Raw genomic sequence first — 21,767 nt, forward strand, 5'->3', positions numbered from 1 at the left:
CATCTCGCGGCTCGTCGTCCGCGACCAGTCCGACACGAAGCGACCCGACTCGAGCCGCTTGGCCCAGATGCAAAACCCGCTGCGGTCCCAGTACAACACCTTCATCTGGGTCGCGCGCCGGTTGATGAACACGAACAGATGCCCCGACAACGGATCCTGTCCCACGCCGTGGCGCGCCAGCGCATACAAGCCGTCGAAGGATTTGCGCATGTCGACCGGGCGCCCGTACAGATGCACCCGCACCGCGCCTTCGGGAAAGAACATCAGCCGCGCACCAGGTGCAGCACCACGCCGTCACCCAGGTCAAGCTTCAACTCCCAGCGCGAAGCGCCGCCCGAACCCAGCACTCCCAGATCGACGAACGCCTCTTGCCGAGCCGGCCCCACCGCGACGGCCTTGCCGCACACCGGCCCGACGATCGCACGCCAGCGCTGAAAGCTCGAGACGCTGATCGACTCGTGCGCGCAAAATGCCGCCACGCTCAGCCCGCTCGAACCGTGCCGGGCGAACACCTCCTGCCACTCCTCTCGGCTGCGCCGGCGCCATTTGCGCTTGAGCACCCCTGCCATGAACGATCCCTCCATTGTTGACCCTGGAGGCAATTGTCCACGTCGATCACGTGCCCTGGAATAACGCCGGTCAGTTACCGCTTACGGCGCCAAGCTGTTGCGCTTTGCCGACTTCCCCACTCCCGAGGTGCTGGGCCCCGATGCCAGCGAGGAAGCGATCAAGGACCTGATCGAGCGCCACGGCTCGGTGTTCGTCAAGCCGGTGTTCAAGGGCGGCGTCGGCAAGAAGGGCAAGGCGGGCCTGATCGGCCGCGCGAAGGACCTGAAGACCGCGCTCGCCGAGAAGGAGCGGCTGTACTTCGTCGAGCATCGGCACGGCAATCAGGTCTCGAAGGCCAACGGCGTGACCTTCGAGGCGGCGGTGCCGGCCGAGCACGAGGTGTATTTCTCGATCACCGACGCGACGCAGTTCCGCGCGCCGACGATGACGTTGACGCATTGCGGCGGGATGGACATCGAGGAGCTCGATCCGTCGAAGATCGCGCGCATCCCCTTCGATCCGCTGACCGGCCTGAAGGCCTTCGTCGTCGCGAATGCGCTCGCCGACATCGGCGCGCCGAAGGAGATCATCTCGCCGCTGGTGCAGCAGCTGCCCAAACTGTGGGAGCTCTATCACGACTTCGGCATGACGACCCTCGAATTGAACCCGATCCGGATGCGCGCCGATCGCCGCGGGCGACTGACGCCGGTCGCGTGCGACTTCAAGTGCGGCTTCGACCGCGACGACCCGCGCTGGCACCGACTGGACCTGCCGGCGCATCTTTTCGCCGCGGACTATTCGGACTTCGAGCAGGAGATCAACCAGCTCCGCACCCACCAAGGGCAGAGCGACGTCTACGTGATCAACGAGCGCGGCACGATCCTCGCGCCGACCTTCGGCGGCGGGGCGAACTCGCTCGTGACCGAGATGCTCGGCGACGACGCGATCATCTCGTCGGACTTCGGCGGCAATCCGCCCTACGAGAAGATGAAGTCGGTCGCGGCGATCTGCTTCAAGCACTGGCTCGCGCAGTCGAACGTGCTGTTCGTGATCGGCGGCAAGTCGAACAACACCGACATCTTCGAGACCTTCCGCGCGATCGCCGACGCCTTGCGCGAGCACTTCTCGCGTAACGGGCCGACGCCGCTCTACGTCGTCGTCGGCCGCGGCGGACCGAACCTCGTGCGCGGCATGGGCGTGATGCGCGACACCTGCGAGGCGCTGGGGCTGCCCTACCGCCTGTTCGGCTTCGACTCGGCGATGAGCGAGGTCGTCGATTACGCGCGCGAAGTCAATGAATGGATGAAGACCGGGGGCCGCGATGCGATCGCGCGCAAGCTCGGTATCGCCCCCGTGGCGGCCTGAGCGCAGACAGAATTCAAGGAGACAGCCATGTACCAGCAGGGTGTGGGCGAGTTCAAGTATTACGTGGGGATCAGTTCGCTGGCGCAGATTGCGACGCGGCATGACCGGGTGTGCGTGCTGAACATCCTCGGCGGCGAGTCGAGCGAGGTCACTCCGGTCGGCCACGCATGGTCGGGCGGCAACGTCGTGTTCGGCACCTCGCCGGGACGGCGCGGGCAGGTGCTGGAGACCGCGGCCGGCAACATCCCGGTCTATAACAGTGTGCGCGAGGGCCTCGACGACGGTCACCGCTTCAATTGCGGCGTTGTGTACCTCCCGCCGTCGGCCGCGCGTGACGGCGTCGCGGAGCTGATCCGGGTGAATCCGGAGCTGAAGAAGATCTTCATCATTACCGAAAAGATTGCCGTGCACGACGCGCGGGAAATCCGGGCGATGGGCCAGCAGCACGGCATCGACATCTTCGGCGCGAACTGCCTCGGCGTCGCGGATTCGTGGAACCAGGTGCGGATCGGCGGGGCGCTCGGCGGCGACAGCCCGTCCGACACGCTCAAGCCCGGCTCGATCGCGGTGCTGTCGAACTCCGGCGGCTTCACGACGACGATCGCGCAATACCTGCGCATGGCCGGCTGGGGTACGACGACGCTGGTGTCGAGCGGCAAGGACGTCTTCATCCATTACGCCGCGCCCGAGTTCGCCTTCGCGCTCGCGAACGACGCGCGCAGCAAGGCTGCGGTGCTGTACTGCGAGCCGGGCGGCTACTACGAGCGCGACGCGCAGTTCACGAAGCCGGTCGTCGCCTGCGTCGTCGGGCGCTGGAAGGCCAAGCTCACGCGCGCGGTCGGCCACGCCGGCGCGATGGCGGGCGGCGATGACGATGCGGGGGCGAAGGAACGCTGGTTCATGGAAAAGTTCGGCGTCGACGCGATCTACACGCCGGACAATCCGGTGTTCTCGCCGAAGGGCGCGGTCGTCACGAACATCGCCCACATCCCGGCGGCGCTGACCGCGGTGATGCGCGCTAACGCGACGCTGCCGGACTTCGCGCCGGAAGGCACGATGGAACTCAAGCCGTGGTTCGGCGCGAACATGGGGATCGCGTTGCCGGAGAAGCTGGATCTGCCGGTCGTTGCCGCACCCGAGCCCTACCGCGCACAGATCGCCGCACTGGCGAAGCAGGTCGGCGCGGTATTCCCGCGCGAGCCGATGAAGGATACCTCGGGTGCGTCGAAGATGGACCCGAAGACGCAGGTGTCGAGCCTCAACGGCACGAGCGTGCTGGAGGCGGCGCGGCTGCCGCTGGAGGCGAACGTCGGGCTCGCGATGTTGCGCGAAGCGGGCGGCGAGAACGACCGCAAGCTCGTGAACGTCGCGCTCGCGGCCCATATGAACCTGCATGGCGACCCGGCGCTCGCCGCAGCGCAGGCGGCGCGGGAGGCTGGCAACGCACCGAATGCGGTGCTCGCCGCGGCGCTGTCGATCGTCGGGCCGAAGCGGGCGGAGCGGGCACGCGCGATCGTCGCGGCGCTCATCGAGCGTTTCCATGAGGCGGGCCTGCGCGACGCTCTCGATGAGGAGTTCGGCGTCGGGGGGCTCACGGAAGATGCTGCGCTCGCGGAGCTGGTGCTCGCCGGCGAACCCGATCCGCTGGCCGAGGCGATGCTCGCGGGCCTCGACGCCCGTGCGGCGCGCTCGGTGTTCGTGCGCTATCTGCGCAGTTTCGGGCGGCCGGTGAATGCGGACGCCGTGCTCGCGGCGGTGACGGCGACGCTCGCGTGGGGGCCGCTGATGCGCAAACGGGTGTCGCGCCTCAGCGTCGAGACGCTGCCGTGGTGGATGAAACTCTTCGGCGCGCTGATCGGCGCCTCGGCCGATGCGGCCCAGCATCGGCCGGACGGCTTCTGCGGTATCGCGACCGCGACGCTGCTCGGCGAGGCCTCGATCACCGACGTCGCCTGCCGCGCGCTGCTCGGCCGCACGCCGGACGCGGCGGACCGCTTCGCGTTCCAGACGCTCGTCGGCATCCTGCTGACGAACGGCCCCGGCACGATCTCGGCGCAGGGCGCGAAAGGGGCGGTCTCGGCCGACGGCCCGGAGTCGCCGCAACGCGTGCAGCTCAACAAGGCGCTCGTCGGCTTCCTGACGCATACCGGCTACGCGCACGGCGGCAACGGCTTCGAGGGCGTGCAGTTCCTGATCGGGCAGTTCCGCGACACGGCGCTCGCCGATCCGGCAGACCCGGCGCACGGACTGGACCTGGCGGCGCTCGCGCGGGGCTACGCGGAGGACTACGGTCGTTACAAGGCCGAAGCCAAAGCTTCGGGCAGCGCCGATCTGCAGAAGATCCCCGGCGTGAATCACCCGGTGTTCAAGGATCGCCCGGTCAACGTCGATCCGCGCGAAGCCTTCATCCGCGAGCTGATGGCCTCCCGCGGCGAAGCCAACGTGTTCCACGACTACTACCGGGCGCTCGTGCAGGCGCTCTTCGATTCCGGGGTGTCGCGCACGGTGTACTGCGTGAACATCGACGCGGTGATCGCGGCGCTGCTGCTGAAGCTCACGTGGAAGCCGTGGCGCGCCGGGGAATTCGGCGAGACGGCGCTCGAATCGGCGGCCTTCACGGTGTTCCTGTACGCGCGGATGCTGGGCTGCGCCGCCGAGATCGACGACCACCTCAACCGCGGGCGCAACATGGATACGCGTACCGCGGCGTCCGCTTGCCGCTTCGTCAGCTGACCACGCCATTCACATCAGGAGGCAACATCATGAACCGTCGAGACCTCAGCTTTGCCGGTCTTGCCCTGGGGGCCACCGCCGTGCTGCCCCCGCCTGTCACTGCCCAATGTCCCGCTGCATCTGATCCAGCGCGGCAATAACCGGCAAGCCTGCTTCTACGCAGACGAGGACTACCGTCGGTATCTCGACTGGCTCGACGAGTACGCGGCAACGACCGGTTGCCGCGTACTCGCTTACGTCCTCATGACCAATCACGTTCACCTGCTCGTTTCGGCCCCACGGGCCGAGGCGCCGGGCGAAGTGATGAAGGCCCTCGGAACGCTACGTGCAGTACGTCAACCGGACTTACCAGCGCAGCGGCAGCCTCTGGGAGCTCGGCACAGCGCTTTTCGGCGCACAGGTGGCCGCCGCGCTGGGGCGCCGGGCCCAGCTGGGTAAAGCGGGGCCGACCACGAAGAGCACCGCCGCCTGAACCACAGATCGTTGTGTGAGTTTGCGCGCAATCGCAACCACTGAAAAACGTGGTCTGTCCGCCAATTCGTCCGCCAATTCGTCCGCCAATTCGTCCGCCGCCTCAGACCTCGGTGTGAGCTTGATGTTTTCGCATGTTTTCAAATGTTTAGTTTGCCACGGGCGCCAATGGCGCGTATCGTACGCTTCGCGATTTCCAGCTAGTGTTGCTGTCTTGTTGGTCTAGTGTCCGCAGTTCTGCGGCGTCAATTCCCCATTCTCAGTTCGCCTTCTTGATCTCGCCTCACCCAGAGGCTATGCCCCGCATTATCAAGTAACGGCTTGGTCACCCCCGGCACGCAGTTTGTCTGCCCGCGCACTTCGTTGCGGCCTGGCCGCCACGGCAGTCAAGACCCGCCGTTTCAACACGACAAGGAACACACCATGCGAAGCCCCATCCAGCGAACCGAACTCAGAACCTATTACTACACTCCCGTGCATTGCCCGTTCTGCGGCACGCGTGTCATGGGGGCCGACCCGGCTGATGAGACTCGCATTACCGCATGCGCTCATACCTTGTTCATCGCCCATGACACCGCTTTCGAATACCGCTCCGAGCGTTTCGACAGGCACCTCGATCTCGACGGTCTGACCGAGAAGGAGGTCGAGGAGCGTTGGAGCGGCGAGGAAGGCGGTGTCGACGGCTTCACCAACCAGGTCACACTGGCGGACGCGATCAAGGTTGCCGCCTACGCACCGGCCCCGTCCGCCTACGGCTCATATTACGGATTCGCTCCCACCGAATGATCCGTGCCGTTTCAGCGGAATTCCGGCGGCGACCGTGCTTTTGCGCTAGCCGCTCATTGCGCGAGTGACGAACCCGGCGCCGCGGCAGCCTCCGGGAAGGACGCTACCGCTCCTGCCCAACGCAGTCTGACGGCTATCTCCTGGCCTGTCAGCGCTATATCGAGTTCAATCCCGTACGCGCCGGGACTCTCAGCTCAAATGCCGAGAATCTTCATCGCCTTGGCCAGGGTGTCGACGGATTCTTGATGCTTGCCGGCCTTGTGCAAGGCTTCGCCGTCGGCGCGCAGCTGCTTGACCTCACTCATTTGCGCATCGGTCAGCTTGGGGCTGGCGGTGAGGGCGGCGTCGATCTTCTTCATGTCGGCGGGGCAGTGGAGGGCCAGGGCGCTGCCGGAAAACAGCGCGGCGAGGGCCAGGATGACGAGCTTCTTCATGGAAACCTCCTTGGGGACAACGCGGACGGACATGCCTGCGTGTGAAGTGAACGCCTCGCCGTAGCGGTTTATTCCGCAGGGGGTCGTGCGGCTCGGCGTCAAGGGGGCGTCGCAGTCCGTCCTGCCGCAGACCCTTGGCTGTGCATAGCGGCTTTGCCTATTCCGCTTCCACGATAAAGTCCGTCCCGCCTCGCGGGCTCGGCATAAAGGTCACCCGGTAGCGTACCGCTTGCCCACATCGATCGACCGTCCAACGCTCGACGTACTGCCTTGGCCGCCGGCTTCTCTCGATCAATTCGGTGTCGATGACTTTGTGGTCGGTACAGTCCGGGGCTTTCGCGCTGAAGAGCATGACGATGGTGCTCAGGACGGCTTTCTGCAGGGGTTGCGTTGCGCCGCTCTCGCCACCGACAGGAGTGCGCTCGCCGCGCCGGATCGCCTGCTGTTCGGCGTCCTGCCGCTGGTTCTTCAGCTCACCCTCCAGTTGTTGCTGACGCGCCTGGTGCCGCTCTCGAAACGCGTCCGCCTTCTCCCTCCAGCTTTCGGTCGGCAAACGATTCTCGGTTTCGGGCGATGCCGGGGGCCGTTCCGATTCAATCTCAAGGGGCTGACTCTTGGAATTCTTCAACGGCGTATCTGAATACTGGGTCACGCCCTGCTCATCGACCCACTTGTAGATGGTGGCTCCGGCCGTCGCGACTGCGATCAAAAGGATCTTCAGGATCGTCAGGTTGTTCCGCATTGGCGCCCTCGTTGCAATCGTCATGTCGCATCCACTCGCAACGCCGAGGTCTGCTCGAACGAGTGCGGCGGGCCATTGCATGCCAGATGCAATCATTGCCATTGACATACTAGAAGCCCGAACTCGGCCTTACAAGTAACGTCTGACAGGTCGATCGCCGGCGGTCTCGGGGCAATAGGGGACAGACCACGTTTTTCGGACAATAGAGGACAGACCACGACGAAGAGCACCGCCGCCTGAACCAAAGATCTTTGTGTGAGTTTGCGCGAAATCACAGCCTCTGAAGAACGTGTTCTTGCCCCCACTTCGTCCAATTTGTCCCCGGACTGAGTGCCTGAGTGCGACACTGTCAGCATCCAGCACGAGATGCCGAAAGTGCCGATGACCACCCGCCTCGCAACGTCCCCCGTCAAGCATCCGTCTGCCGCGCTCCTGTGTGTCCAAATCCTGGGCATCCTCCTTTATCCACTGATGGAAGACACGTCGGCGGAGCGTGCATTGTTCGGCGTCATCGGCCTGCTTGTGCTCGGTGCGGCGCTGTATGTCGTGAAGCGCGGTCCCTGGCTGACAGGCTTCGGCGTCGTGCTCGCCCTCCCGGTGGTCGTTCTTTCCATATGGCTGGCGTTCGACTTCGATCCCCGCAGAATGGTCCTCATGGCCGCGTTCGAGGCTGTGTTCTACTTCTACGCAGCGGGCAGCTTGATCGCCTACATGTTCGAGGATGACGTCGCATCGGTCGACGAGCTGTTCGCCGCGGGGGCGACGTTCACCCTGCTCGCGTGGGCATTCGCCTACGCCTATGTGGTGTGTCAGACCCTGCTGCCGGGTAGTTTCGGTGCCCTCGTGGCCTCGGACGACCCGCGCACGTGGATGGAGCTGCTCTTCTTGAGCTTCACGACGCTGTCCGGCGTCGGACTCGGCGACATCGTGCCTCTCCTGCCGATGGCCCGTGCCCTCGTCATGATCGAGGAATTCACGGGCGTGATGTATCTCGCCCTGGTCGTGTCACGGTTGGTTGCACTGTCAGTGACAACCCGAACGGCGCGGGGAAAATAGGGGACGGAACATTAGTTCCCGCACGTTCTCGGCAAATCGTGTTCTGTCCCCAATTCACAATTCCCCGGATCAATTGGCGATGCGGAAACGCTGCACCAGGGCCTGCAATTGCGATGCAGTCTGCGCCATTGATGCCGCGACCGCGGCGGTCTGCCTGACGGACGCGTGGTTCCCCTCCGCCATGCGGGCGATCTGCTCCACGTTCCGGGCGATTCCCTGACTGGCGGTGCGCTGCTCCAGGACCGCTCGGGCGATGTCATCGACACCGCGGGAGGCATCGCCAACCGAGCCATCCGCAGCGGACAGCGAGTCGACCACATGTTCGACGCATCCATGGCTCGTTTCCAGTGCCTGCAAGCCGCGATGGATGGCCTTTTCGACCTCGGCCGCGCGTGTGCCCAGCCCGACGGTGACATCATCGATCTGGACCGCCGAACTGGCCGAGCGCTCGGCCAGTTTCCTGACCTCGTCGGCAACCACTGCGAATCCGCGCCCCTGTTCGCCGGCGCGGGCGGCTTCGATGGCTGCGTTGAGGGCGAGCAGGTTGGTCTGGTCGGCGATCTCGCGCACCTGCCGGGTCATCGACGTGATCGCCGTGGTGCTCTCGATGAACGCGGCGGCGGAATCGGCGATCTCGCGCACGGCGGCTTCCACCGCGGCGACCTCGCGCACCAGCTTCTCGAGATTCTCGTGACTCTCGCTGGTGCGTCCGCGTGCGGCGTTCGACAGCGCGCGCACCTCTTCGGAAGTTGCCGCAACCGCGGCAATGCTCACGGTCAGCTGCTCGATCGTCGCTGCGGCAGTCTCCGACGCTTCACTCTGCGCAAATGCGCGCTTTTCCCCGTCCTGCGCCGACAACGAAAGTTGCGCTGCCGACCCGTGGAGAGCGTCCGAATCATTCTTCAGATCGGTGATGATCTGCTGCAGCGTGCCCATGAATGCATTGAACGAGCGCGCGCTGCCTGCGATTTCGTCGCCCCCCTCGGAAGGCAGCCGCTTGCGGAGGTCGGCATCTCCGGAGGCCAGTTCATGGGTGAATCGGGTCAGGCTTTGCAGGCGCTGCGAAATGCTGCGTACGGTCAGCACGCTGAACAGCAGCAGAAGGGGCAGTGCGATCGCCAAGGCCCCCAACGTAAGTTGCTTCTGGTGCGCTGCCGAGGAGATCGCCTCGTCACGCGTGCGTTTGGTCTCCTCGACCAGACGATCGCTGACCTGTTCGAGCTTCGTTTCCAGTTCCCCGAACAGCTCGTCGAATCGGGGCTTCCTGGCGAACGCCGCGTCGTTCTGGTCGAGCGCCATCTTCACCATTTCCGTGGCCCCTTGCGTATAGGCCTCCAGCGGAGCGTCCGTCTGGGCAATCGCCTGCTTGATTTCCGCGGAGATCGGCAGCCTGGCCAGCTCGGCAACGTTGGTTTTCATCGACGTGGCGTGCTCGGCCACGTCCGCCAGCGCCCCCTTGTGCGCCTCCGCGTCGCCGCGCAATCCTGCCAGCAGCGCCGCCTGCACGTCGCTGTTCAGTGCATCGTGAAACATGTCGGTTTCGACGTGAAAGCGGATCGCCTCGGCGTACGTCGCGGAGAGTTCGTTGGCCTCGGACAGTTGCACCGTCGACATGTAGCCGATGAGCCCGACGCCAAGGGTCAGGACAATCGAAATTGCGGCGGAGCCCAGCAATTTCTGTTTGATCGTGAGCGTGTAGGCCATCTTCGAGTCCGTTCTCAGAGCGGGTAACCCGCTAACAAGGCGTTGCATCAGCGCAAGCGATCGGCCGCTCGCGCGGTGTTGCCGTGTCGGGATCTGTGCGCTCGCTGGCCGGTAACCAAGGCCCTCACGGTACGAGTCGCTACGGCATTTCCGTTACAGACTTTAGCAATTTGCAGCGAGTACCGGTTTGATTCCGGACAGTTCGATCCTCGCGTCCGCATCGGGGGCACGCAGTCGCTGCGGGGCCGTAGCAGCATGGGTCAGACCACGGTGACGCGATCGGCCGGGCATCTCGAGCGGGCCGATCCATCGCGTTTGGCTCACAATGGGCGAACCACGGACGCCTGCGTAGTCAGCGCTTCAACGCGCCGCAGGTGTGAAGGTGCACATCACTCGCCAGCGTATGGTCGGAAGAGATCGCCCGACACAGTGATGTGGACATAGCAGCCGGTGTAACGGCCGGCCGTCCGTGCCATGCGCTGTCGGCCATCCGCGCCACGGGCCGAGGCGCCTGCTTGGCGGCGACGCCCAAGCGTCGCTCGACGCACTCCCCCGGAAGAGCACCGCCGCATTATCCCATTTGGATATGCGCGCATCGAACCGTACAATCGCGCCGTCCAGAATATTTCCATGGAATTGCGGCGTCATGTCCCGTCAAAACCGTCGTTGCCCGATCGCGGCCTCGTCATCGCGCCGCCCCCGTCGCTGCGAGTGCAGCGAGTCCGGTGCCTTCTCCGGATTGAGCCCTCGATACGAGGTCTCCGCGCATGCAACCGGCGCCCGGGCTCTCCGCGCACACGACCGGACATTCCGGCAGTAGCATTGCTGCCATGCACACCCTCATCGACCACGTTTTCGTCGGCGCGCTGCGCCCGCTGCCGCCCGAGGGCCAGCTGACGGGCATGTTCAAGCTGCCGGTCGACGGCCCCGTCGCCGTCACGGGGGAAGGCCTCGCCGGCGACCGCCAGGCCGACCGGCGCTACCACGGCGGCGCCGAGAAGGCCCTGCACCACTTCCCCGTCGAGCATTACGCGCGCCTCGCGCAGCGCTACCCCGAGCGCGCCGCCATGCTGCAGGCGGGCGTGCTCGGCGAGAACCTGTCGACCCGCGGCTGGACGGAGGAGTCGGTGTGCATCGGCGACCTGTTCCGCATCGGCAGCGCCCTCGTGCAGCTGAGCCAGCCGCGCCGGCCATGCTGGAAGATCGACCACCGCCTCGACATCGCGGGCGCCTCGCTGTTCGTCGCGCAGGAGGGGATCACCGGTTGGTACTACCGCGTGCGCGAAGCCGGCACACTTGCGCCGGGCGACGCCTTCGAACTGGTCGAACGCCCCAACCCTGAAATCACGGTCGCCACCTATTGGCGCGCAACGCAAGCGCACCGCCCCGATGCCGCCGCACTGCGCGCGATCGCGACCGCCGCCGGCCTCGCCCCCGAGCAGGCCCGGCGCCTCGCCGATCGCGCCGCGTGGCTGGAGAACAATCCCCGAGGCGGTTGAAGGCGCCGCTCACGGCGCGGACGGGGCGACGTCAAACCGCGCGGGGCGATCGAACACGCCCGTCGACTTGTCATTGACATTTCCGCGTGCGCGCCCGTGATATGCTTTCGGTCTTTTTTGACCATTTCTCCGCGCCGCCAGTCCGAACCGCGAACCGCGAACCGCGACCGCTTCCCCGATGATTCCCCCCCTCGCCGCACGCTCCCGCCTGTACGACCTGCACTGGCACACGGACGGCCCGCCGCTCGCCGTCGAAGCCTGGTGGGGCCGCGAAACCCTGTCCGGCGGCTTCGAGTTCCACCTCGACACCCTGTCGCAGGACGCCTTCCTCGCCCTCGAACCGATGCTCGGGCAGGCAGTGACGCTGCGCAGCGCGCTCTCCGACGGCAGCCGCAGCGAGCGCTCGGGCCTTGTGCGCGCGGTCGCGAATCCCGGCAGCGACGGCGGCTGGAGCCGCTACCGCCTCACCGTGGTGCCGTGGACCTGGCTCCTCACGCGCGGCCGCCACAACCGCGTGTTCCAGGACAAGTCCGTGCCCGAGATCCTCGACGCCGTGTTCGCCGACTACCGCGCGCACGCAGCGTGGCACTGGCACGAGGACGTCGCCCCCTTCCTCGCCACCGCCCGCCCGCGCAGCTACTGCGTGCAGTACCGCGAATCGGACTACGCCTTCGTGTCGCGCCTGCTCGCCGAGGAAGGGCTGGGCTGGTGCATCGAGGAGGATGGCGAGGCCCCCGCACGCCACCGCATGCGCCTCTTCGCCGACAGCACACGCTTCGCGGAGGATCCCCTCTCGGCGCACGCGCTGGGCGGACGCGGTATCCGCTTCCACCGCGCCGACTCGCAGGAAGACCAGGACAGCATCGTCGCCTTCGGCGCGCAGCACCGCCTCGCCCCCACCCTCGGCACGGTGCTCGGCTACGACTACCGCAGCAAGCGCGCGACCGCGGCGAGCGTGCCGACGGCGCGCCGCGTCGGCAGCGCGGACCTGCCGATCCTCGAACACTACGACTACGCCGGCCAATACGCGCACGCGAGCGCCGCCGAAGCCGAGCGCTATCAGCGCCTCGCGATGGAAGCAACGGAGGCGCGCGCAAGCACCTTCCTCGGCCGCGGCACCGTGCGCAGCCTGCGCCCCGGCACCTTCGTCGCCGTGAACGGCCTGCCGCGGGACCCCGCTACTCCCGCAGTCCCCGCCGCCGCAGGCGAACGCTTCGCCGTGCTCGACGTCCTCCATGCCGGCATCAACAACCTCGACGCCGAACGCATCGAAGCGATCGCGGCGCGGCTGGCGCAGGACTTGTCCGCCGACGACGAAGCCTCGCTCGCGACCGGCGACGCGCTCGCACCGGTGCACGCGCCGCGGGAGCTGCCCGCCGCCGTCATCGAACTCGCGCGCCGCCGCGGCTATGGCAACGCCTTCGACGCGCTGCACTCCCAGCAGCCGTGGCGCCCGGTGCTCGCGGACGACACCGGTACGCGCATCAACCCGCGCCCGACCGCGCCCGGCCCGATGAGCGCCATCGTCGTCGGCCCGCAGGGCGAGACCGTGCCGAACGGCGCCGACGAGCTGTGGTGCGACGCGCTCGGCCGCATCAAGGTGCGTTTTCACTGGCAGGAAGGCGAAGCCGCGGACGACCGCTCGAGCTGCTGGGTGCGCGTCGCCACCCGCCAGGCCGGCGCCGGCATGGGCTGGCAGTGGCTGCCGCGCATCGGCCAGGAAGTGCTGGTGAATTTCCTTGGCGGCGACATCGACCGCCCCGTCGTGCTCGGCGCGCTCTACAACGGCCGTGGCGCAGGCGGCATCCCGCCGACGCCCGGCGGCCGCGCCGGGCCAGCATCCGACACCGCCGTGTTCGACGCCGCCACCGACCACCGCCCGGCCGGCCAGGGCAACCTCATTGGCCACTTTACCGGCGGCAACAGCCCCGCCTGGCACGGCGCCGCCGGCGACAGCCACCGCCACCCCGGCGCGCTGAGCGGTTTCAAGACCCGCGAATTCGGCGCCCGCGGCCCCGGCGCGGGCTACAACCAGCTCGTCTTCGACGACAGCGACGAGCAACTGCGCGTGCAGCTCAAGAGCACGCAACACGCCTCCGAGCTCAACCTCGGCCACCTCATCCACCAGGCCGGCAACTACCGCGGATCCTTCCGCGGCACCGGCGCCGAGCTTCGCACCGACGCGTGGGGAGCACTGCGCGCGGGCCGCGGCATCGTCATGAGCACCTGGCCGGCCCGCCACGCGGGTGAGCCCGCCGGCGACTTCGCCCCCGGCATGGCCCTGCTGAAACAGGCGTGCACGCTCGCCGACACCCTCTCGCGCGCCGCCGACACGCACCAGACCGTCAAGCTCGCTGCCGCGATCGGCAGCACCGCGGCCAACGCCAGCGCCGCCGACCCGGACCACCCGCCGCTCAAGGCCTTGAGCAAAGTCGCCTCCGGCATGGTCTCCCGCCGCGATCTCGGCGACGCCGTCGCCGACGCGGACGCCGGCCACACCGCCGTCGCCGGCGACAAGGTCCCCCACCTCTCCACCCCTGCGATTCTGCAGGCCGCCCAGGCCGGCATCGGCCTCATCGCCGGCCAGAGCGTGCAGATCGCCGCCGGCGAGACCGCCACCCTCATGAGCGGAGAAGACACAAACCTCGCCATCGCCGGCAGCGCCCGCCTCCACGCCGGCCAGGCCATCGGCCTGCTCGCCGGCGCCGTCGAACCCGGCGAGGACAACACCGGCATCCGCCTCATCGCCGCGAAGGACGACATCGAGTTGCAGGCGCAGAGCGACGAACTCAAGCTCCTCGCCCGCGACGAGATGAAGCTCGTCTCGGCCTCCGCGAACATCGACTTCGCCGCGGCGAAGAAGATCGTCTTCAGCGTCGAAGGCGGCGCCAGCATCACGATCGACGGCGGCATCACCGTGGCGTGCCCGGGGACGATCACGGTGCATGCGTCGAAGAAGAGTTTCGGCGGGCCGACGGCAGAGGAATACGGTTTGCCGCTGTTCCCGCAGAGTGTATGCAAAGAGTGCCTTCTCATCGCGATGAAGGCCGGGTCGCCGTTCGCTGCCATGCAATAGGAGGCACCGTGCACAGATTCCTGCAGAACTTGCATGCGCCAGATTCCGCGGCGGCGCTGACCGCATGGCTACAAGCCCCGCGCGATGAAAACTGCCGCTGCTATGCCATTGCGGACATGAGTATTCTCGAAGCACGGGCACTCCGCAGTCTGGAACGGTTGTCCGCCCCGAGCGCACCACTTCTTGATGGCAGTCGCTATGCGGCGTACGGTGAACTGGGGCCGCGCCTTGTTCCACTGGTGGATTTCGACGCATCCGCAATGGCGCGTTTCATCGGCATCGCCGACGGATTACCTGCGCTTTCGTTTGTCGAGATAGAGACGTCGAACGGCATGCCGGACCGTGCCACCCTGCTGTGGCTTGCCGACGCCAGGACTTCCGACGGCCTGCACTTGTACTGCCGATTCCCCGATACACGCGTTTTGGTTTCCGTACTCCGGGTACTGGATCGTGCTCAGATCGCCCGACTCGGCCAGAGCGTGCGGCGATGGGCGTGGCTCGGACGCGACGGCAAGTTCCAGTGCCGCGACTTCACAGGGGTTACCGCGGAGAAGTTGGCGGGAGGCGGCGCGGCAATCGAATTCAGCGATCAGCAGTTCGCAGCACTCGTGCAAGCGGCAGAGTGCGACGTGCTGTATCAACGGCTTCTGGAAGTAGCTCCGGAACTTATTCCCGACTCGTCCCCCTTTGATACCTTCACCCGACTTGAAGCCCTGCTGCACCTCGCGCGCGGATATGGAGTCACCGAAGCGCCTGATCAATTGCAGTTCGTCACCGTCGCCTGGAGCTCCTCCGAACGCTTTCACGAGCTGGCCTGTTTGTCCGCTACCTGGACCGCTACCCGCAGCGGAAGCAAGTCATTCAGCATGGCGGTTGCGGAATGGAGTGATCGGCAATGGGATGAAATCGAGGCGACTACCTCGCGATCGACCGGCCCTTCTTCATTGGCTTCATCATTGCAAATCACATAGATAGAAATTCTATGGACATTCACGACAGATCTCCATCTGGGACCGCCCCGAGCTCATGGGCGTGGATCCTGCTGAGCGTGGCATTCATCGTCACCTTGTCCGGTTGCAATAATGGCTCACGGGAATCTCGTGATGACCGCTTCAGCATGAGTTCGCTGTCCGCATACAACTTCTCCACGGAAGGCATTCAGGAGTATTACGTGGATGGGGCGTGGGGAAGCGGAGTCGGGATCGGTAGCGGTGGCGGATCTGTATGCTGCGTTCAGATCCCATCAAAATGGTATGAAGGACTTCAAGTCAACCTGGAGTGGAGACGAAGCGATTGCGGCAAGGGTGTAGATGAAAACGGTCGGAGTTTTTGCCGAAATGAGCCCGGCAATCCAACAGTAAATTTAAAGAGAACCATCCCAGTTGAACCATACAGTGAACCAGGAACAATCCAGATCATGTTCCTGCCGAATGACGAGATCCGCATCTATGTAAGCGAGGACGCTCCTTGGGGACCTGATCATCCATCGCACCTCGGTTCTCCACGCCCGCTGACCCCGGACGAAGCGCAAGGGCTGCTCGCAAAATGACGGTGACAACTGCACCGACCAGCATTCCCCAACTCAGGCTGTCCGCCCGGGAGCAATCGCGGCGATCGGCGACTTTTGGCGGCCTTTTGAACGGCAATCAGTCGGTGTGCTCTAGGGCGATCTGGGTCGGCATGTTCTTTGACGGGACGAACAACAACAAGGAGCGCGACCAGGAACAGATCGCCGACACGACAAAGCGCAGTCATTCGAATGTGGTCGTGCTGCACGACGCATTTCGGGACGAGGCGACAAACGGCTACTTCAGGTTCTACATGCCAGGCGTGGGAACACCGTTTCGCATGATCGGGGAGATGAGCGAATCGTCGGACGGAAAAGCCATGGCGGTCGGCGGCGAGGCGCGCATCTACTGGGCGATGATCCAGCTATACAACGCAATTCATCGCGCGGCCGGGTCCGGAGGCCGCGCCCTCGTCTCCGACGCGGAGGCGGAGCGCTATATCAATGGAGCAGGCTTTCTCGCATCACGTGGAACGTTGAAGCTGGCAGAAAGCCGCCGACGCGGTTTCTTCTCCGGGCTGGAATCGCGCCTGAATGCGGCGATACGTGACAAACGTCCGGCCGTGCGACAGATCAATCTCTCCGTGTTCGGCTTTTCGCGGGGCGCTGCCGAGGCGCGAACGTTCTGCAACTGGGTCGTAAGTCTCTGTACGATGGACAAGGGCTACTTGCATTTCTGCGGAATATCTATTCGCTTTCAATTCCTTGGTTTATTCGACACCGTGGCGTCGGTCGGCTTGGCCGATTCGACCCCCCTACTGGGTAGCCCCGAGAGACTGAATCTGGTCGACGGATTGATGGGCTGGGCAGACGGGACGATGGAAGTCCCGCACCCCGTCGAGCGCTGCGTGCACTATGTCGCAGCCCATGAGATTCGCAAGTCCTTTCCGCTGTCGACTGTCCGCCGAGGGGCCTCTTACCCAAGCAACTGCGTCGAGGTTGTCTATCCGGGCGCCCACTCGGATGTAGGTGGCGGGTATTCCCCCGGAGATCAGGGCAAGTCGCACGGCAGCCGCAACCGGCTTGCGTCGCAAGTGACGCTGTTGAACATGTACAACGATGCGCGAAAATCGGGTGTCCCCTTGATGGACAGAGTCGAGTTAGCGGACAAGCAGCAAAAGAGCCTTATCGAAGACCTCGAAATCGCGCCCGATCTCGCCGCACACTTCCGCGACTATGCCACCTGGTCCAAGGCATCCGCCGCACGAGTGGAAGACCTTCTCTTCAGGCACATGCGCCTCTACTGGCGCTGGCGCCTGAAGGTCGCACCGCGCTTTACGGAGTTGGCGAGTTTCGGTCGGGCCAATCAGCAGGACAAGGAAGACCTGCGCGCCAGCGAACTGGATTTTCAGAGAGACATGCAGCGCATCACGCAGCGCAAGCGCCAGATAGACATTGTGCGACAGCGACACGGGACGAATCCTCCTCCGCTCTCACCACTCTATGCGGCAGCCATCGAGGAAAGCCAGTCCATCAGGGACGTGCCTCCGGGGGTAAACACCTTCTTCGACGAATACATCCATGACTCGCATGCCTCGTTCTACCTGGCCGGTCCGGTTACCGCTTATGACAAGAGCGAGAAGGTGAAACTGGTACGGGAGAAACAGCGTAGGGGAGACGTGCTCACTCCCCTCGAACACAGGATCCTTGCCACAGACTCAAAGAAAGGGAGCGATTTTCCCGTGGTCAGCGATACCGACTTCGAAGACCTGCTGGATCTCGAAGACTTCAAGACGGAGCGCACGGTCAAAATGATGACCACCACCCGTCGTGAAAGCGACGGGCATGTGCGCCGTCGCGTGGTTTTCGATAAGAGCTGAGTCAGTCAGCCTTGCGCCCCAGCGGCACCTCCACCACGAACACCGCGCCCCCCTCCGCATGATTTGCCGCCGTCAGGCGCCCGCCGTGGCGCTCGACGATGCCGTAGCTGATCGCCAGCCCCAGGCCCGTGCCCATGCCGACCGGCTTGGTGGTGAAGAAGGGGTCGAAGATGCGGTCGAGGATGTCGGGGGCGAGGCCGGGGCCGTTGTCGTGGAAGAGGAGGCGGACGCGGTTGTCGTCGCGCTCGGCGCGGATGGCGAGGCGCGGGTCGGGGCGGCCGGCGGTGGCGTCGCAGGCGTTCTGCACGAGGTTCATGACGACCTGCTGCATCTGGCCGGATGAGCCGGTGAGCGGCAGCGGGTCGGGCAGCTCGACGGCGACATGGAAGTTGTCGCGCGCGGCCTTGCACACCCAGCGCACGGCGCGTTCGACGACGTCGCGCAGATCGAAGGCGCGGTTTTCGTCGCGGTCGATCGCGGAGAAGCGCTTGAGGCCGTCGACGATGTCGCGCGTGCGCTCGGCGCCTTCTATCGTGCCTTCGATCAGCGGCGGGAGATCGCCGAGGATGCGATCGATGCGCAGCTCGGCGCGCAGCTCGGCCAGTGCTTCGGGCGGTTCGCCCGCGTGCACGGCGGCGAGGTAGCGCTGGAGGCGTTCGGCGTAGCGCTTCAACGCATGCACGTTGCCAAGCACGAAGCTGATCGGGTTATTGAGTTCGTGCGCGACGCCGGCGACCAGCCGCCCGAGCGAGGCCATCTTCTCGGAGTGCAACAGCTGCTGCTGGGTGCGCTTGAGGTCCTCGTGGGCCTGGCGCAGCGCGTGGTAGGCCTTGCGCAGTTCGCCGACCGGCCGTCCGGTGATGACCATGCCGAGCGACTTGCCGACGGCGCTGAAGCGCGGCGTGCAGTTGAGCGACACCGGCACGGCGCTGCCGTCCCTCGCGCGCAGCGGCAGCTCGCAGTCGTGCACGGCCTGCTGACCGAAGCTGCCGAGGCGTTCACGCGCGAGGTCGTGCGGGAGTTCGTCGGCGAAGAGTTCGTAGATCGGCTGCCCGCGCAGTTCGGCCGCATCGCGGCCGCAGAAGTCGACCAGCGAGCGATTGACGTCCTCGATGAGGCCGTTGCGGTCGCACACGACCATGATGTCGGACATCGAGGTCAGCACCGACAGGATGAACTGCTGCGACTCCTCGAGCTTGGCGTTCTTCTCCTCGAGCGCCACCTCATACTGCAGCAGGTCGGAGTACACCTCGTCCATCTTGTGGATGACGTCCATCCACATGTCTTCGTCGACGGCGATCAGCTCGCCGGGATGGCCGGTCTGGCCGGGGGTCTTGCTGGGGGGTTGCTGCTCGCTCATCGGTTTCTGCGGATCAATGCACCGTGCACACCATGCACGGATCGAAGGAGCGCACGACGTGCTGGACGGCGAGCGGTACCTGCTCGCCCTCCCCGACCGGCGTGCCGACGAGCGCCTGTTCGAGGGCGCCGGGGGTGCCGGCGGCGTCGCGCGGCGAGAAGTTCCACGTGGTCGGGGCGACGACCTGGTAGTTGGCGATGCGGCCCTGGCGGATCACGAGCCAATGGCCGAGCGCGCCGCGTGCGGCTTCCACCATGCCGAGGCCCTGCGCCTCGTCGGGCATCGGGCCGTGGTGGCAGAAGGCTTCGCCCGGCTCGATCGCGCGCACCCAGCGCTCCATCGCCGGGACGACGCGGGCGAATTCGAGCACGCGCGCGATGACGCGGTTGGCGACGTTGCCGCCGCTCACGGCGACGAGGTCGCGGATCAGCGGGTGGCCGTCTACGGCCTGGCGTGCGAGCGCGCCGCATTCGACGACTTCGCCCGCGAGGCGCGGCGCCTTGCACCAGCTGTAGGCGCCCAGGCGCTCGATATCGACGCGGGTATCGCCCTGCCACGGGTGCAACGGGTGGGCGTCAGCCATCCATGCGTGGCTCGCGTCCTCGGCGATGTCGGTGTGGGCGACGGGTGCGAGCGTGCCGGTCGGCGCGTGCCACACGCCGCGCGCGAAAAAGGGGGAGCCGGCTGTCGGGTAGTTGCCGTAGCTGAGGAAGCGGTCGGTCGCGCGGCCGAGGCGGTCGAGCGCGAGGGCGTCGGCGATTTCGAGGAAGAGGCGGAAGTCGCTGGATGCGGGCGCGCGGCTCGCCTTCCAGGCTTGCAGCGCGGGGATCGAGTCGAGGGCGGCGATGGCTTCGAGGCTGTCGCCGAACAGGTGGCGTTCGAGCCAGCCGCGAAACTCGCGCAGCAGCGCATGCACGCGGATCTTCTCGGACGCGCCGATGCCGCGCGCGGAGCCGCCGGGCTGCAGCGTGAGGCTGTGCGGCCATTTGCCGGCGAGGATGCCGAGGATCTGCAGGAAGGCGGCACGCGCGGGCAGCGCGTCGGCAGTCGCGGTGCCTTCGACGGCCTTGAAGCGGGCGCGCGCGGCGTCGAACCACGGCCGGCCGGCGTAAGCGTCGCGCGCGAAGTCCGGCATGAAGAAGAGGTAGAAGTGGGTGAAGTGGTCGGCCAGGTTCTCGTTGGCGAGGATCAGGTTCGCGGCGAACTCGCCGTTGGGGGGCGGCGCGAGGCCCATGGCGTCGCCTAAGGCACGGGCAGCGGCGGCCGATTGCGACACCGAGCAGATGCCGCAGATGCGCGGCACGTACACGAGCGCGTCGCGCGGGTCCTTGCCCAGCAGGATCTGCTCGAAGCCGCGGAAGAGCGGCGAGTTCACCTGCGCCGACGCGACGCGCCCGTCCTGCACGTCGAGCGTGACTTCGAGGTCGCCTTCGACGCGGTTGAAGGGGCCGACGACGAGACGGGTCATCCTTGCAGCCTCCGGTTTTTCGCCCCTGCCACCGAGCAAAATCCGTTCGCTCTGAGCTTGTCGAAGGGCGGCTTGTTGGCTTCGACAGGCTCAGCCCGAACGGTGATTGACCGCTGCGTGCCCGACCGCATCTTTCGCGTCATTTCGGCCTCGCCTTGCGCAGCGCGGGCGCGACGACCGGGTGGTCGACGCGCGCGTTGTCGCGCACGCGCTTCGGGGTCGCGGACTTCGACAGCGCGGCGAGCGCGACGAACCAGGCCTTGGGCATGTCGGACGGCAGGCCGGTGGGGATGCCGGCGACCTTGGGCGTCGTCACGAAGGGGTGGCCGGGCTCCTCGAAGCCGGGTTCTGTGCAGGCGATGCACGCGTAGCCGCCGGTGATGCACGAGCCGCCGCCGTTCCACGGGCGGACGTTGCAGTCGGCGTGCGCCTGCGTGCCCATGCAGCCGAGGTTTTCCATCAGGCAGCCGAGGTCGGAGGCTTTCTCGGCGCTGGCCTTGAACTCGTAGAACTCGTTGCGGCTGCAGCCGTGGTGCACGAGGTGGTCGGCGTAGAAGCGCGGACGGGCGAGCGCGTCGAGGCCGTCGGCGTCGAGTTCGCCGAGCGCGAGTCCGAGGAGCGTTTCGACGACCCAGGCGGGATGGGTCGGACAGCCGGCGACGTTGATGACGGGGAGTCCGGCCGCCGCGCGATAGTCCGCGCCGAGCAGTCCACCGGGGGTGTCGCCGTCGCATTGCAGGCCGCAGGCTTCGGACGGATTCATGCCGCCGGCGGTGATGCCGCCCCAGGCCGCGCAGCTGCCGATGGCGAGGGTATGTTTCGCGCGGGCAGCGAGGTCCCGGACCCAGGCGATCATCGGGCGACCGGTGCCGGCGAGCATGTGGAAGCGGCCGGTGCCTTGGGGGCCGCGAAGCATGGAGCCTTCGATGCACAGGAGGTCGACGGGGGTGTCTCCGCGCACGCAGGATTCGAGCAGCGCGATGACTTCGGCGCCGGTCTGTTCGGACAGCGCCGGGTGCCACAGGATATTGATGCCGGCGTCGCGCAGCAGCGCGACGAGGTCGCGGGCGTCGTGGCACAGCAGGGACATCGTGCAGCCGCCGCAGCCGCCGGACTGGAGCCAGAGGAGGTTCATGG

At 66.2% G+C, this 21,767-nt stretch carries 18 protein-coding genes and 1 pseudogene; 11 read left to right on the forward strand and 8 right to left on the reverse strand.

The genetic code is table 11. The annotated features are described in order from the left end of the window. A partial coding sequence (gene tnpB / locus GPA27_RS10135; protein WP_169140093.1) for an IS66 family insertion sequence element accessory protein TnpB occupies positions 1–264 on the reverse strand: 264 nt, incomplete at its 3' end. Next, the gene (gene tnpA / locus GPA27_RS10140; protein ID WP_169140095.1) at positions 264–569 is read right to left on the reverse strand and encodes an IS66 family insertion sequence element accessory protein TnpA; all 306 of its coding nucleotides are present in this window, start codon (positions 567–569) and stop codon (positions 264–266) included. The genes tnpA and tnpB, both read right to left, overlap by 1 nt. Positions 570–666: 97 nt before the next feature. On the opposite strand from tnpA, the gene GPA27_RS10145 reads away from it, so the two are divergent. The 5 genes and pseudogenes from GPA27_RS10145 to GPA27_RS10165 all read left to right on the forward strand — a co-directional run bounded on the left by GPA27_RS10145 (position 667) and on the right by GPA27_RS10165 (position 5,904). Further along, the gene (locus tag GPA27_RS10145; protein ID WP_246261021.1) at positions 667–1,914 is read left to right on the forward strand and encodes an ATP citrate lyase citrate-binding domain-containing protein; all 1,248 of its coding nucleotides are present in this window, start codon (positions 667–669) and stop codon (positions 1,912–1,914) included. 27 nt (positions 1,915–1,941) lie between these two features. After that, on the forward strand, positions 1,942–4,647 hold the full coding sequence (locus GPA27_RS10150) for a CoA-binding protein (RefSeq protein WP_169140097.1): 2,706 nt from the start codon (positions 1,942–1,944) through the stop codon (positions 4,645–4,647). Between the two features lie 60 nt (positions 4,648–4,707). Continuing rightward, positions 4,708–4,905 (forward strand): annotated as a pseudogene (locus tag GPA27_RS10155) (transposase); the annotation flags it as partial. A 67-nt stretch (positions 4,906–4,972) separates the two neighbouring features. Then, complete coding sequence (locus GPA27_RS10160) at positions 4,973–5,119, forward strand: hypothetical protein (protein ID WP_256222893.1); 147 nt, start codon at positions 4,973–4,975, stop codon at positions 5,117–5,119. Positions 5,120–5,541: 422 nt separating this feature from the next. Next, the gene (locus GPA27_RS10165) at positions 5,542–5,904 is read left to right on the forward strand and encodes a hypothetical protein (RefSeq protein ID WP_076604059.1); all 363 of its coding nucleotides are present in this window, start codon (positions 5,542–5,544) and stop codon (positions 5,902–5,904) included. Positions 5,905–6,098: 194 nt separating this feature from the next. On the opposite strand, the gene GPA27_RS10170 is transcribed toward GPA27_RS10165, so the two are convergent. Both GPA27_RS10170 and GPA27_RS10175 read right to left on the reverse strand, forming a co-directional pair. Then, a complete protein-coding gene (locus tag GPA27_RS10170; protein ID WP_169140099.1) occupies positions 6,099–6,338 on the reverse strand; it encodes a PA2433 domain-containing protein in 240 nt (79 codons plus the stop codon). A 157-nt stretch (positions 6,339–6,495) separates the two neighbouring features. Then, a complete protein-coding gene (locus tag GPA27_RS10175; RefSeq protein ID WP_169140101.1) occupies positions 6,496–7,080 on the reverse strand; it encodes a DUF4124 domain-containing protein in 585 nt (194 codons plus the stop codon). A 381-nt stretch (positions 7,081–7,461) separates the two neighbouring features. On the opposite strand from GPA27_RS10175, the gene GPA27_RS10180 reads away from it, so the two are divergent. Next, on the forward strand, positions 7,462–8,136 hold the full coding sequence (locus GPA27_RS10180; protein ID WP_169140103.1) for a potassium channel family protein: 675 nt from the start codon (positions 7,462–7,464) through the stop codon (positions 8,134–8,136). A gap of 69 nt (positions 8,137–8,205) precedes the next feature. On the opposite strand, the gene GPA27_RS10185 is transcribed toward GPA27_RS10180, so the two are convergent. Beyond that, on the reverse strand, positions 8,206–9,840 hold the full coding sequence (locus GPA27_RS10185) for a methyl-accepting chemotaxis protein (RefSeq protein WP_169140105.1): 1,635 nt from the start codon (positions 9,838–9,840) through the stop codon (positions 8,206–8,208). An 830-nt stretch (positions 9,841–10,670) separates the two neighbouring features. Here GPA27_RS10185 and GPA27_RS10190 point away from each other — a divergent pair. The 5 genes from GPA27_RS10190 to GPA27_RS10210 all read left to right on the forward strand — a co-directional run bounded on the left by GPA27_RS10190 (position 10,671) and on the right by GPA27_RS10210 (position 17,802). After that, complete coding sequence (locus GPA27_RS10190) at positions 10,671–11,339, forward strand: MOSC domain-containing protein (RefSeq protein WP_169140107.1); 669 nt, start codon at positions 10,671–10,673, stop codon at positions 11,337–11,339. A gap of 178 nt (positions 11,340–11,517) precedes the next feature. Continuing rightward, positions 11,518–14,415 (forward strand): type VI secretion system Vgr family protein, encoded by a 2,898-nt coding sequence (locus GPA27_RS10195; RefSeq protein ID WP_211164922.1) that lies wholly within the window; start codon positions 11,518–11,520, stop codon positions 14,413–14,415. Between the two features lie 8 nt (positions 14,416–14,423). Then, entirely contained in the window at positions 14,424–15,386 is a 963-nt protein-coding gene (locus tag GPA27_RS10200; protein WP_169140109.1) for a DUF4123 domain-containing protein, read from the forward strand. A gap of 77 nt (positions 15,387–15,463) precedes the next feature. Beyond that, a complete protein-coding gene (locus tag GPA27_RS10205) occupies positions 15,464–15,964 on the forward strand; it encodes a DUF3304 domain-containing protein (RefSeq protein WP_169140111.1) in 501 nt (166 codons plus the stop codon). Further along, the gene (locus tag GPA27_RS10210) at positions 15,961–17,802 is read left to right on the forward strand and encodes a T6SS phospholipase effector Tle1-like catalytic domain-containing protein (RefSeq protein WP_169140113.1); all 1,842 of its coding nucleotides are present in this window, start codon (positions 15,961–15,963) and stop codon (positions 17,800–17,802) included. Before GPA27_RS10205 ends, GPA27_RS10210 begins: the two co-directional genes overlap by 4 nt. A gap of 1 nt (position 17,803) precedes the next feature. Here GPA27_RS10210 and GPA27_RS10215 read toward each other — a convergent pair whose 3' ends face one another. The 3 genes from GPA27_RS10215 to GPA27_RS10225 all read right to left on the reverse strand — a co-directional run bounded on the left by GPA27_RS10215 (position 17,804) and on the right by GPA27_RS10225 (position 21,765). Beyond that, positions 17,804–19,162 (reverse strand): sensor histidine kinase, encoded by a 1,359-nt coding sequence (locus GPA27_RS10215; RefSeq protein WP_169140115.1) that lies wholly within the window; start codon positions 19,160–19,162, stop codon positions 17,804–17,806. A 13-nt stretch (positions 19,163–19,175) separates the two neighbouring features. Then, positions 19,176–20,630 (reverse strand): nickel-dependent hydrogenase large subunit, encoded by a 1,455-nt coding sequence (locus GPA27_RS10220; protein WP_169140117.1) that lies wholly within the window; start codon positions 20,628–20,630, stop codon positions 19,176–19,178. 139 nt (positions 20,631–20,769) lie between these two features. Continuing rightward, positions 20,770–21,765 carry an NADH-quinone oxidoreductase subunit B family protein gene (locus tag GPA27_RS10225; RefSeq protein WP_169140119.1) on the reverse strand — a complete coding sequence of 332 codons (996 nt, stop codon included), beginning with the start codon at positions 21,763–21,765 and terminating at the stop codon, positions 20,770–20,772. Positions 21,766–21,767: the final 2 nt, after the last annotated feature.

It is taken from the genome of Aromatoleum toluolicum, from assembly GCF_012911005.2.
In the GTDB taxonomy this organism is placed as follows: domain Bacteria; phylum Pseudomonadota; class Gammaproteobacteria; order Burkholderiales; family Rhodocyclaceae; genus Aromatoleum; species Aromatoleum toluolicum.